Source organism: Sphaerisporangium viridialbum (assembly GCF_049674955.1).
In the GTDB taxonomy this organism is placed as follows: Bacteria; Actinomycetota; Actinomycetes; order Streptosporangiales; family Streptosporangiaceae; genus Sphaerisporangium; species Sphaerisporangium viridialbum.
The window spans coordinates 7,571,930-7,582,831 of sequence record NZ_CP187232.1 but is presented as its reverse complement, the minus strand read 5'-3'; the positions used below and the strand labels follow the sequence as shown (position 1 = coordinate 7,582,831).

Genomic DNA, 10,902 nt, shown 5'->3' with positions numbered 1-10,902 from the left:
GGCGCCCTCGCGGCCGGCGCCCCCGGCCGGCCTCATCCTCAACGGGTTCGCGGAACCCGGTCAGATGCTCTTGATCGTCGCGGCCCCGTCGTGGTCGGTGTGGTCGGACCTCGTGACGGCCGTGCGCACCTTCCCGGACAGGCCGCCGAGGTCGTCGATGACGCCGTCGCCTTTCCTGACCATGTCGTCGGTGCCGCCCGTCTGTTTGTACGCGGCCTCGAAGGCGCTGCCCGCGGAGTCGCGTCCCCAGGGCGACGCCGCTACGAGCTGCTGGAGCCGCGCCGAGCGCTCCCTCCACAGCGTGGTGAGGTCCGATGTCGTGGTGCCCAGCCGGGATATGCCGAGGTGCGCGGGGCTCTTGTGGATGTCGACGTAGTCAGGCATGTGGAATCACCTCTCTCCGAGCATCTGGGAGGCCATCTGGTCGAGCACGCGCTGGAGGTCTCCGTCGAGGTGCGCCTTCATCTGCTCGCGGGGGATCAGCGGCTCGAACAGCTCGACGACCTTGTCCCGCGCCTTGTCCGCCGCCCTCTGGACGGTCTCGGTGATGGAGTCGGCCAGCTCACGGGAGTCCGGCCGCCGGTAGACGCGGGGGTCGATGTCGAGCCTGACGAGGTCGCCGCGCGGGCCCACGGTCGCCGAGATCAGACCGTCGCGCGACGTCTCGGTCACCTGGATCGCCCGCGCTCTCTCGTGCATCGCCGGCGCTTCTTCCTGCAACCGGTGGAAGTTGGCCCGCAGCTCGTCGGCATAGGCCTGAAGGGCCGCCGCGTCCGTCCCGCCGAACGGCTCCATGCCACCTCCCCGAGCACCTGTCCACATGGATCGGGATGCTTAACGGCTCCGTAACCCCGGCCTAACTGAAGGGAAACAGTCCGCTGGCCGGTAATTCTGACATTTTCGAACGCCGTTCGGCAAGCATTGTGACCCGAAGCCACCACATCAGGAGATTTGTCCGGATCGGCGGTATTCGGGGGGATAATTGGCTGTGCCAGCGGATTCGCACGTACGGCGGGGAAGGCCGGCCGTACGAGAAGCCGAACGCGCGAGAGAAGCGGCGGCCGCGCTAGAGGTGCAGCGGTACGGCCTGCTCGTGGAGCCCCGTCACCTCGTCGCGGGGGACCCAGGCCCGGTGGACGCCGCGCTCCACCCGCTCGAAGCCCAGCTCACGTGCCACTGGCATCCGGCCTCCGGTGTACTCGACCAGCAGCTCGCCGTCGCGCTCGTCACGCACCAGGCACGGGGCGCCGCGCCAGTCGCCCACGGTCGTCACGAAGAAGACGGCCTCGCACTCATCGGCGGGAACCGGCCGCACGAAGCGGCCGGGCGCGAGCTCCTCGAAGCCCTCGGCGGGCCCGGAGCCGCGCAGCCGCATCCACACCCGGTCGGACCGGGGCTCGGGGCTCGCCTCGTACTCCGCACCCCGCCAGCGGGCGCGGTACGAGCACCACCTCATCCCTGCTCCGCCACGGCGGGCCGGCCGGGCGGCAGGACGGCCACCAGCATCCAGCGTTCGAGGTCGCCGTCGTAGATGGCGCGGCGGTGCTCCACCCCTGAGACGGTCAGCTCCACGATCTCGGCCCCGTGCGGCAGTCCCACCCCGTCGATCTTGTACTCGCGGATCACACGGTCGACGTCCGGAACCAGGCCCATGCCGACGAACGGGGGCTCCTCGATCACCCACCCGGCCACCGCCGCCATGGTCTCCTCGTCCACGCCGCCGTACGGGGTGCGGTAGAGGTTCAGGCCGGCCGTGCGCCACCGCAGGATGTTCACCGATCCTTCGTCGGTGACCACGCCCTCCTCCGCCTGCCGCCCGAGCGCGCCGGCCAGCACCGAGGGGGTCGCGATGTGCGCGACGTCCAGGGCGTGGTGGCAGTAGCCGGAGACCCGGGACTCTCCCTCCGCGAGGTAGGTGTGCAGATCGACCGGCCTCAGCAACTTCTGCACGACCGGTGTGCCCGAGGCGGGCTCGGCGATCCGGTCCTCGACCAGGGACGGCACCGCGAGCCTCGCCACGGTGCCGGACTCCAGGGAGAAGCCCACCGGCAGGCCGGGGTTGACGGCCAGCCCCCATCGCGTGTCGGGCCACCCGGCGGCCAGCTCGACCAGCGAGACCACCCGGTAGTGACCGGTGGCGTCTCCGACCGCGGCGCGCATCGCCTGCTCCGAGGTGTAGGCCGCGATCCAGGTGCGCCCGTCCTCGGCCAGCGTCGGCCAGGCGACCGGCTCGCGACCGGCGGCGGCGGCCGGGCTGATCGGGAGCGCGAACTCCGCGTGGCGCAGCATGACCAGGCAGCGGACGAGGTCACCCGCCTCGAACGCCGACCGGAGGCCCTCCTCGAACGGGCTCGCCGGCTCCCATTCCCGCACGACGATCACTTCAGGTCGTCAGCGGCCGGGACGCTCGTGCCGTTCGGCGGGGCGGGAGTGGTCCGGCTGGAGGCCGCCGGGCAGCGTTTCGAGGAGTTCGCGGCCGAAGGGCTCGGCCTCGTCGAGGAACGGCCGCATCAGCGACTCGGCCCGCTCCGCGGCGTCGCCCTCGGCCTCCCTGGCCGCCCGCAGGATCGCCTCGGCGAGGGCCTCGGAGCCGAGCCGCATCGCGCGCGGATCGATGCGCAGGGCCGCGAGGGAGCCGCTGGGCAGCACCTCGACGACCACCCGCCCCTCCTCGGCCTCGCCCCGGCCCCGCGTCTCGGAGAGCCGCTGCCCGGCCTCCTGGAACCGCGCCGACTGCGTGGCGAGCGCCTCCAGCACCGCGTCGACCTCACGGTCACCGGTCGAGGGGAACGGCTCGCCACTCGTCGTCATCTCGGTCGTCGTCCTTCTGCTAGGTGGAGAGTCCGGCTATCCGCAGTTGGCGAACGGCACGCTGGTGGAGCCCCCTCCGGCGCTGCCGCTGAACCTCACGCACTTGCCCTTGGCCTCGGCGATCACCGGGCCCGCGTAGTACTGGAAGGACCCGCCGTCGCTCATCGGGCCCGCGCCCTGCACCTCCAGGGTCGCCGAGACGGGGCTGGCCTTTCCGATGGAGGTCGTCTTCAGCGTCACCACGCAGTTGGATCCCGTGGAGGCGTTGTAGAGCTGGTAGGTCACCCCGCCGCTGAACGCGCTCGACCGCTGGACATAGAAGCCCGTGCCCTTGCCCGCCGAGTTGCAGACCTTCTGCGGCGTGTACGGGTTGGAGGCCGGGGCCGGCGGCTTGGGCGGCGCGGTGCTCGGCTTGGGCGCGGACGCCGTCGGCTTGGGCGCCACCGCGGTCGGGACGACCGTCTTGGTCACGGTCGGCTTGGGAGCTGCGGTCTTCGTCGCCGTGGGCCCGGGAGCGGCCGTCTTCGTGGCCGTCGGCCTGGGTACCGGGGGCGGCGTCGCGGACCTGGTCGGGGCCGCCGTGCGGGTGGCGCTCGGGGCGGGGGCCGGCGAGGACTCCGACGGCGTCGTCTCCGGCGTGGGACTCGCGGTGTCCGACGGGTCGGGAGTGGGAGTGTCGGGGCCCGAGGGCGTCGGCTCGGAGGACGGCGTGACCGTCGGCGTCTGCGTGACGGTGACCGTGGGCGCGGGGGTGGCCGAGGACGACCGGGTGGCCGTGGCCGTCGGCGCGGGCACAGAGGAGGGGATCGGCGGAGGGGTGAACATCGGCCCGGGTGTGAGGCTGGGCACCCCCGTGGACACCGAAGGGGTCGTGAGCTGCAACGGGTACACGCCGGTCTCCTGCGGCCCGGGGGACAGCGCCCACGGCACGGTGACCTGCGGCCTGGGCGCCGTCGTACCGCCGGGGACCCCGACGCTGCCGACGCCTCCGGACGGCGCCGGGATGCTGGTCACCTGGCCCTCGGCCGCCACGCGCCCGATCTGCTGGGTGTCCGCGTAGTGCCCCGCGCCCCACAGCCCGAGACCGGACAGGCCGATCACCACGCCCACGCCCGCGGCGAGGCCGATGGGGAAGTGGGCGCCGGTCTTCTTGCGAGGCGGGACGCCGGGCGCGGCGGCAGGACCGGCGGAGACGGGCTGGGCCTTGGGCTCGGCCTCCGCCGACGGCAGCTCGGGCGCGCCCCACAGCTTCGGGGACTCCTGCGGCTGCGGGGGAACCGCCCACACCTGCGCGGCCCTCTCGCCCTCCGGCTGGTTCGGGACGAGCGCGGGGGGCGGGGCCTGGCCGTCCAGCCCGTTCACGTCCACCCAGGTCTGCCGGTCCGGGTCGCCCACCGGTACGGGGGGCAGGACGGGCCCGGGCCGGGCGGACTTCTCCTCGCCGAGCAGCCAGAGCATCGCGCCCTGGGCGGTGGGCCGCTCGACGACGGCCTTGGCCAGGCACGAGGCGACGACGTCCCGCAGCGGGAGGGGCAGGGCGCCGAGGTCGGGACGGGCCGTGGCGATCGCCTCGGCGCTGCCGCCGAACAGCTCGCTGCCGGTCGCGGCGTACGCGATCGTGGTCGCCCAGGCGAAGACGTCGGCGGCCGGGCCGGAGGGCTCCCCGCGCACCTGCTCGGGGGAGAGGTAGCTGGTCTCGCCGAGGCCGAAGTCGGCGACGCGCGGCCCGTCGGGGCCGAGCAGGACGTTCTCGGGGGTGAGCGCGCGGTGCGCGATCCCGGCCAGGTGGATGGCGGTGAGCGCGGTGAGCGTGCCGATGGCGACGCGCTCCAGGGCGTCGCCGGTCAGAGGCCCGCCGGCCTGGACCGTCTCGCGCAGGGAACGGCCCTCAATGTGCTCGCGCACGATGTAGGCGCGGTCGCCGGTCCATCCGGCGTCGACGGTCCTGGCCGTGTACGCGCTGGAGACCCGCTGAGCCGCGGAGAGGTCGTCGATGACGCGTGCGCGGGCGGCGGGGTCCGCCTCCGGCCACGGGGGCAGCAGCTTGACGACGAACAGACGATCAGGCTCGGCGGCCTGGGGCGCGGAGGCGGGCTGGGGTACAGAGGCGGCCTGGAGTGCGGAGGCGGGCTCGGGGGAGGCGGCGGGCTCGGGTTCGCCCTGGGCCTCCGCGGCAGCCTCCGGGGCGGTCTGCGCGGCGGGTGACGCCTCATCGGGATCGGCGGCGGCCTCGGGCTCCCCGTTCCCGGCGCCGCCGGTGATCTTCGCCGTCTCGGGTGCCTCGGCGGGGTCCCCCTGACCCTCGCCTCGGGCTTCTCCGGAGAGCCGGCCAAGGTAGACAATTCCTCGCGGTCCCTGACCTAAGCGCCCAAGAAGGGTGTAATCCCCCACCTGCTTGGGGTCTTCCGGCAGCAATGACTGCATGTCCCCTATCGCCTTCCCCTGTGGCTCAAGTGTCGCGAGTCATGAGATCACATAACTAGGCCCCAATTACTGTATTTTGTCACGTCTGCATCACATGTTACGGATTTGTTGATCTTCGGTGCACGGAAACGGGTACGGCTTACTGCCTCACTCGCCGGGCACGGCCGTACGGCCCGGTTTCCACCCGCGCCTGCGGCCCAGGGGGACGACCAGGCTCACCGCCGTCACCAGCGCCGCGACGCAGACGGCCACCACCGCGACACCCACCGACACATCGATCGCCTCCTGGTCAGGGGGCGGGGCCTTGCCGATGACGCCGGGGGGCAGCGGGTCGGGCGGGCGGGGCGCGATGGCGACGACCTCGGACGGCAGGATCTCGGACACGGCGAGGAGGGGGTTCACGATGCCGGCCCCCGTGCCCGCGCCGGAGGCGCCGTCGGCGGTGAGCTCGATGCGCCGCCGTACCCGCACGTTGTCGAGCTCGGGGTGACGCGAGCGCACGAGGGCCGCGACCCCGGCGACGTACGGCGCGGCGTAGCTCGTGCCCTCCAGGTCCTGGCGGTACGCGGCGCCCGGCCACGTGCTGGTGATGCCCGCGCCCGGGGCCAGGACCGAGACGGGCGTGGTGGCGTTGGAGAAGTCGGTGCGCTTGCCGTCGGCCCCGGCCGATCCGACGGACAGCACGCCCGGATAGGCCGCGGGGTACGCGGGCGCGGGGGTGCCGTCCTCCTTCCGCAGGTTGCCGGCGGCGGCCACGATCACGACGTCGCCGGCCAGCGCGTAGTCGACGGCGCTCTTCAGGTCGGGCTGGTCGCTCGTCTGGATGGAGATGTTGACCACCTTGGCCCCGAGGTCGGTCGCCTGCCGGATGCCCTGGGCGAGCAGCGCCACATCGCCTTTCTCGCTATTCGTCTGCTTTATAGAGATAAGCCGGGCTTCAGGGGCTACGCCGGCGAAGGGAATCTCCTTCATGTCGGCGCCCGCGATGATCCCCGCGACCGCCGTCCCGTGCCCCACGCAGTCAAGGGGCCCGGTGCCGGTCAGGTCGACCGACTTCGCCACCCGCACCTGCGGATGGCGGGTGTCCACCCCGCTGTCGATCAGCGCCACGGTCACGCCCTCGCCCCGCGTGAGGGGCCACACCCGGGTGAAGGCGAGCCTCCGCTGCCCCCACGACTCCCCGACCTGGCTGCCGCCGCGCTGCGGCGCGCAGGGCTCGGGAGCGCGCACGGCCGCCGCGGCGGCCGTGCCGGGCCCCGCCGCGAGCCCCAGCGCCAGCACGCCGGCCACCATTCCCCGGATGCCCCGGATCCCCCGACCGGCCATGCGTCAACTCCGTCTCTCGCAAGGTGACCGCGGGGCGTACGAGTCGCCGGGCGGGCACGACGCAGAAGCCTAGCCAATTCCGCTTTACGGTTCTTTTCGATGTGTCACTTCGCGCTGAGATTGCGCCTTTTGCCGATCGGGAAGAAATCCCGCAGGCGGGGGCCGGGGATTCCCGCCGGGCGGGATTTCGGGGGAGCACGATGCGCATCACCGGTGTAGTCCTTGCCTTCGCGCTGGTCACCGGGGTGACGGCGGCCTGTGGCCTGGGCGAAGGCGTCTTCGGCGGGTCCGCGGGAAAGCAGGAGCTGTCGCGGGCGCGCAAGGCGCTGGCGGAGGTCGAGGACCCGTCGGTGGACTTCGCCGACCGCGCCGAGGCCGCGTGGCAGCCGCCGTTCGTCCCGGCCAAGCAGGAGTGCGGCAGGCTCTTCGAGCTCGCCGAGGGCAAGGCGCCCGACCTGGCGTCCGCGAAGGCGGAGTCCACGAGCTTCCGGGGCAACCGCCTGGGCGAGACGGCCGGGGTCGTCCTCGCCGCCTACGCCCCGGCCGAGGCACGGCAGGCCATGCGTACGGTCGCGGACCTGATGCGCGACTGCCCGGTCGCCGCCGTGAAGACCGCGGGCGGGGGCGACCGGCTGGTGGGGTCCGCGCTGCCCGTGGGCGACATCGGGGACGGGGTCGAGGCGCGGCGGTTCAAGGGCAGGGTCGGCGGCTATCCGTACGAGATGCACCTGGTCGTGGTGCGCTCGGGCAACATGCTGATCTCGCTCGTGCACACCGGACTGGCCAAGCTCGACCCCGGACGGACCGAGCGGCTGGCCACCGTCCTCGCCACCAAGGTCCGCGAGGCCGCCCAGTAATCTGGGCCCCGTGACTGAGACCACCCTCGACCCCGAGGACAGCAAGATCATCACCCTGGCCCGTGCCGCCCGCGCCCGTAACGGCACCGCCGAGGGCGGCGCGGTGCGTGACGAGACCGGGCGCACCTACACCGCGACGAACGTCGACCTGCCCTCGCTCAAGCTGTCCGCCGTGCAGGTGGCGGTCGCGATGGCCGTGTCCAGCGGGGCCGTCTCGCTGGAGGCCGCCGCGCTCGTCAGCGACGGTGGGGAGCCCTCCGAGCAGGACCTCGCGGTGGTCCGTGATCTCGGTGACGCCGTCGTCTTTCTGGCTGCTCCGGACGGCACCGTGAAGGGGCGGTACATCTGATCGGCGACAATGGGTGGCGTGAGTTCCTCAGCTGCTGAGTTCCGTGCCGGATTCGCCTGCTTCGTCGGCAGGCCCAACGTCGGCAAGTCGACGCTGATGAATGCGCTGGTCGGCGCCAAGGTGGCGATCACCTCCTCCAAGCCTCAGACGACCCGCCGTGCCATCCGCGGCATCGTCAACAGGCCGGCCGCCCAGCTCGTCATCGTCGACACGCCCGGCCTGCACCGGCCGCGCACCCTGCTGGGCGAGCGCCTCGACAGCCTGGTGCTGTCCACTTTGACCGAGGTCGACGTGATCGGCTTCTGCGTCCCCGCCAACGAGCCGATCGGCAAGGGCGACCGCTTCATCGCCGAGAAGCTCGCGGCCGTCAAGAAGACCCCGGTGGTCGCCGTGGTCACCAAGTGCGACCTCGCCACCCGCGAGCAGATCGCCGCCCAGCTTCTGGCCGTGTCGCAGCTCGCGGAGTTCGCCGAGATCATCCCGGTTTCGGCGGAGTCGGGGGAGCAGCTCGACGTCCTCGCCGACCAACTGGTCGAGCGGCTGCCCGAGTCCCCTCCGCTGTACGCCGGGGGAGAGCTCACCGACGAGCCCGAGCAGGTGCTCGTCGCCGAGCTGATCCGCGAGGCGGCCCTCGAAGGGGTGCGGGACGAGCTCCCGCACTCCATCGCCGTGGTGGTCGAGGAGATGACCCCCCGCGAGGGCCGTGACGACCTTCTCGACGTGTACGCCCACATGTTCGTCGAGCGCCCCTCGCAGAAGGCCATCGTGATCGGGCCGAAGGGCGCGCGGCTCAAGGACGTCGGCAGCCGCGCCCGCAAGCAGATCGAGGCGCTCCTGGGCACCCACATCTACCTCGACCTGCGCATCAAGGTCGCCAAGGACTGGCAGCGCGACCCCAAGCAGCTCCGCCGCCTCGGCTTCTACGACTGATCGGCCCAGGGCGGGCGTCACGCCGGGTGGAGCTGCCTCTCGCCCCAGGTCAGGCGCTCGCGCAGGGCGGCGGCGTCGGGGGCGAGGGCCGACACCAGCGTGCCCGGGCCCGCCAGGGGCAGCACGGCGCAACCCTCCGCCAGCACCGGTTCCGCCAGGGAGGGCTTCTCCCCGGAGGCGCCGCCATCCGCGGCGGGTCTGGCCGTCCTCGCGTCGACGATCAGGACGCTGCCGACGCATCGCGCGTCGCCGTACACCGCCGGGCTGCCGTCCACCGCGGGGTCGCCCACGACGAACTCCTGCCGCAGCAGGGGCACCCCGTCCACCGTCGCGTCGAAGCGCGAGTGGCAGGTGCCGGGCCGCTCGCCGAAGCGGCCGAAGACGATCTCCTCCCGCCAGTGCACGGAGGCGCCCTCCTCCAGCGTCAGCCGCACGATCATCCGGTGCGCGCAGCCGGCCGCCAGCACGGTCGGCTCGGGCACGTACCGCAGTGTGGCGCCCGCTCCCACCCGCGCCTCGACGATCGACACCGACTCACCCGGCCCGGGCAGCACGAGCGTGCTCGCCACGGAGGCGATCTCCAGGGAGGTGCCCGGGGCCACGTCGACGTGGAGCTCCAGGCGGTCGCCACCGAGCGGGCCCGCCGCCGTCGACACCAGATGGACCGTGCCGGGCCCGGTCTGGCGCAGGGTCAGCGGCGGGTCGGACCTGAGCGTGCCCAGCACGGTACGCCCGCCCGCCCGCTCGGTCGCGACGGCCGCCCGCGCGTCGAACGACCTCCTGTTCCGCGAGGGCGTGCCCGTGCCGATCGTGGTGCTCATCTCTTTCCGGCCGCTCGCTCAGGCGTTGGTCGTCGGGACGGCGGGGCCGTGCGGGTGCGCCCGCGCGTGGGCCCAGGACCCCACCACTCCGTGCACCCACTCGGCGACCGCGTACACCTCCGGCACCTCCCTGATCGAGGTGAACAGCACCGGCTTGCCGTCGCGCACGGCCGCGGCGTCCCTGGACATCACGGTCAGGTCGGCGCCCACGTGCTTCGCCAGGTCGGTCTTGTTGATGATCAGGAGGTCGGCGGTGGTGACGCCGGGGCCTCCCTTGCGCGGCACCTTGTCGCCGCCGGACACGTCCAGCACGAATATCTGCTGGTCGGCGAGCCCCCTGCTGAAGGTCGCCGTCAGGTTGTCCCCGCCGCTCTCCACGATCACGAGGTCGAGCGGGCCGAAGCGTTCCTCAAGGGTCTCGACCGCGTCGAGGTTGGCGGCGATGTCGTCGCGGATGGCGGTGTGCGGGCAGCAGCCGGTCTGCACGGCGACGATGCGCTCGGGGTCGAGCACCCCGGCCCTGCGCAGGAAGTCGGCGTCCTCGGTGGTGTAGATGTCGTTGGTGACCACGCCCAGGCGGAGTATCGGGCCGAGCGTGCGGCACAGCGCGGCGACCAGCGCGGTCTTGCCACTCCCCACGGGGCCGCCGACGCCGAGGCGCAGAGCCCTTCCATGCGGGTCGGGAGAGTCGTGACGGTCGTCGTGGTTAGCTGACAAAGAGCCGTACCTCCGTGCGTAGGTGCTGTTCAGCCAGCAGATCGAGTGCGGGAGCGGCATGCGCGGGAAGGTCCTCCCACGCGGTGCGGGCGCGAGCCGTGCGCGCCACGCCTTCCAAGTCGGGCACGAGGCCGGCGAGCACGCGGTGTACGACGACCGGGTCGAGCCCGAGCAGACGGACCGCCGCGGTGGCAGGCCCGGTTACAGAGGTGTACGCGGTGGCGAGCGCCGCGTCGTGGGGTGCGCATCCCGCCGCGGCCGCCACCGCGCCGAGGGCGATCGGATGGTGTGCTCCCTGCGGCACGGCCCGCGCCGGCGCGTCCAGGGCCGTGGACGGCCAGATGCGGCGGCCGGTTCTCAGCAGGAGCCTGCCCTGGGTGCGGCTCGCGCCGCGCTGCGCCGGTGAGGCCGTACGGGCGTCGGCCTCGGCGTCCAGTTCGCGCCACGCGCGCGTGCCCTCCTCGCCCGAGGCGCACAGCTCGCAGGCCGCCGCGGCGAGGGCCGCGGCGACCAGGCCGGTCGTGGCGAGCCGGCCACGGAGGAACCGCGCCAGGTCCTCCGGGCCGGTGATCGCCCCGATCCGCACCGCCTCCTCGGCTCCTCCCGAATGGCCGTGGCCACCAGCGGGGAGCCGGGAGTCGGCGAGTAGCAGCAGCGCCGCGTCCAT

The 10,902-nt window shown here is 73.1% G+C and carries 13 protein-coding genes; 3 read left to right on the top strand and 10 right to left on the bottom strand.

What is annotated here, in order from left to right; all coding sequences use genetic code 11:
• Positions 1 to 60: 60 nt before the first annotated feature.
• The 7 genes from ACOZ38_RS34180 to ACOZ38_RS34150 all read right to left on the bottom strand — a co-directional run bounded on the left by ACOZ38_RS34180 (position 61) and on the right by ACOZ38_RS34150 (position 6,561).
• The gene (locus ACOZ38_RS34180; RefSeq protein WP_424535177.1) at positions 61 to 384 is read right to left on the bottom strand and encodes a hypothetical protein; all 324 of its coding nucleotides are present in this window, start codon (positions 382 to 384) and stop codon (positions 61 to 63) included.
• Positions 385 to 390: 6 nt separating this feature from the next.
• Positions 391 to 795 (bottom strand): YbaB/EbfC family nucleoid-associated protein, encoded by a 405-nt coding sequence (locus ACOZ38_RS34175; protein WP_424535176.1) that lies wholly within the window; start codon positions 793 to 795, stop codon positions 391 to 393.
• A 271-nt stretch (positions 796 to 1,066) separates the two neighbouring features.
• Positions 1,067 to 1,456, bottom strand: coding sequence for a hypothetical protein (locus ACOZ38_RS34170; RefSeq protein WP_424535175.1), 390 nt, complete (start codon positions 1,454 to 1,456; stop codon positions 1,067 to 1,069).
• Complete coding sequence (locus tag ACOZ38_RS34165) at positions 1,453 to 2,373, bottom strand: SseB family protein (protein ID WP_424535174.1); 921 nt, start codon at positions 2,371 to 2,373, stop codon at positions 1,453 to 1,455. Before ACOZ38_RS34165 ends, ACOZ38_RS34170 begins: the two co-directional genes overlap by 4 nt.
• 18 nt (positions 2,374 to 2,391) lie before the next feature.
• The gene (locus ACOZ38_RS34160; RefSeq protein ID WP_424535173.1) at positions 2,392 to 2,811 is read right to left on the bottom strand and encodes a YbaB/EbfC family nucleoid-associated protein; all 420 of its coding nucleotides are present in this window, start codon (positions 2,809 to 2,811) and stop codon (positions 2,392 to 2,394) included.
• Positions 2,812 to 2,847: 36 nt separating this feature from the next.
• The gene (locus ACOZ38_RS34155; RefSeq protein ID WP_424535172.1) at positions 2,848 to 5,235 is read right to left on the bottom strand and encodes a protein kinase domain-containing protein; all 2,388 of its coding nucleotides are present in this window, start codon (positions 5,233 to 5,235) and stop codon (positions 2,848 to 2,850) included.
• A gap of 147 nt (positions 5,236 to 5,382) precedes the next feature.
• Complete coding sequence (locus tag ACOZ38_RS34150) at positions 5,383 to 6,561, bottom strand: S8 family serine peptidase (RefSeq protein WP_424535171.1); 1,179 nt, start codon at positions 6,559 to 6,561, stop codon at positions 5,383 to 5,385.
• 200 nt (positions 6,562 to 6,761) lie between these two features.
• Here ACOZ38_RS34150 and ACOZ38_RS34145 point away from each other — a divergent pair, with 200 nt between their 5' ends.
• The 3 genes from ACOZ38_RS34145 to era are packed head-to-tail and all read left to right on the top strand — an operon-like array spanning position 6,762 to position 8,697.
• A complete protein-coding gene (locus ACOZ38_RS34145; protein WP_424535170.1) occupies positions 6,762 to 7,418 on the top strand; it encodes a hypothetical protein in 657 nt (218 codons plus the stop codon).
• A gap of 10 nt (positions 7,419 to 7,428) precedes the next feature.
• Positions 7,429 to 7,767 (top strand): cytidine deaminase, encoded by a 339-nt coding sequence (locus ACOZ38_RS34140; RefSeq protein WP_405140130.1) that lies wholly within the window; start codon positions 7,429 to 7,431, stop codon positions 7,765 to 7,767.
• A gap of 9 nt (positions 7,768 to 7,776) precedes the next feature.
• A complete protein-coding gene (era, locus tag ACOZ38_RS34135; protein ID WP_405140128.1) occupies positions 7,777 to 8,697 on the top strand; it encodes a GTPase Era in 921 nt (306 codons plus the stop codon).
• A 17-nt stretch (positions 8,698 to 8,714) separates the two neighbouring features.
• Here era and ACOZ38_RS34130 read toward each other — a convergent pair whose 3' ends face one another.
• The 3 genes from ACOZ38_RS34130 to ACOZ38_RS34120 are packed head-to-tail and all read right to left on the bottom strand — an operon-like array spanning position 8,715 to position 10,902.
• Entirely contained in the window at positions 8,715 to 9,518 is an 804-nt protein-coding gene (locus ACOZ38_RS34130; RefSeq protein WP_424535169.1) for an urease accessory protein UreD, read from the bottom strand.
• A gap of 18 nt (positions 9,519 to 9,536) precedes the next feature.
• On the bottom strand, positions 9,537 to 10,235 hold the full coding sequence (gene ureG, locus ACOZ38_RS34125) for an urease accessory protein UreG (protein WP_405140124.1): 699 nt from the start codon (positions 10,233 to 10,235) through the stop codon (positions 9,537 to 9,539).
• The gene (locus ACOZ38_RS34120) at positions 10,225 to 10,902 is read right to left on the bottom strand and encodes an urease accessory protein UreF (protein WP_405140122.1); all 678 of its coding nucleotides are present in this window, start codon (positions 10,900 to 10,902) and stop codon (positions 10,225 to 10,227) included. The genes ureG and ACOZ38_RS34120 overlap by 11 nt, the downstream gene beginning before the upstream one ends.

Bases quoted from the DNA above. Each gene is read 5' to 3' on its own strand.
- ACOZ38_RS34155 (WP_424535172.1), bottom strand. From the start codon at position 5,235: ATGCAGTCATTGCTGCCGGAAGACCCCAAGCAGGTGGGGGATTACACC.
- ACOZ38_RS34160 (WP_424535173.1), bottom strand. From the start codon at position 2,811: ATGACGACGAGTGGCGAGCCGTTCCCCTCGACCGGTGACCGTGAGGTC.
- ACOZ38_RS34180 (WP_424535177.1), bottom strand. From the start codon at position 384: ATGCCTGACTACGTCGACATCCACAAGAGCCCCGCGCACCTCGGCATA.
- ACOZ38_RS34170 (WP_424535175.1), bottom strand. From the start codon at position 1,456: ATGAGGTGGTGCTCGTACCGCGCCCGCTGGCGGGGTGCGGAGTACGAG.
- ACOZ38_RS34150 (WP_424535171.1), bottom strand. From the start codon at position 6,561: ATGGCCGGTCGGGGGATCCGGGGCATCCGGGGAATGGTGGCCGGCGTG.
- ACOZ38_RS34145 (WP_424535170.1), top strand. From the start codon at position 6,762: ATGCGCATCACCGGTGTAGTCCTTGCCTTCGCGCTGGTCACCGGGGTG.
- ACOZ38_RS34130 (WP_424535169.1), bottom strand. From the start codon at position 9,518: ATGAGCACCACGATCGGCACGGGCACGCCCTCGCGGAACAGGAGGTCG.
- ACOZ38_RS34120 (WP_405140122.1), bottom strand. From the start codon at position 10,902: ATGGACGCGGCGCTGCTGCTACTCGCCGACTCCCGGCTCCCCGCTGGT.
- era (WP_405140128.1), top strand. From the start codon at position 7,777: ATGGGTGGCGTGAGTTCCTCAGCTGCTGAGTTCCGTGCCGGATTCGCC.
- ACOZ38_RS34175 (WP_424535176.1), bottom strand. From the start codon at position 795: ATGGAGCCGTTCGGCGGGACGGACGCGGCGGCCCTTCAGGCCTATGCC.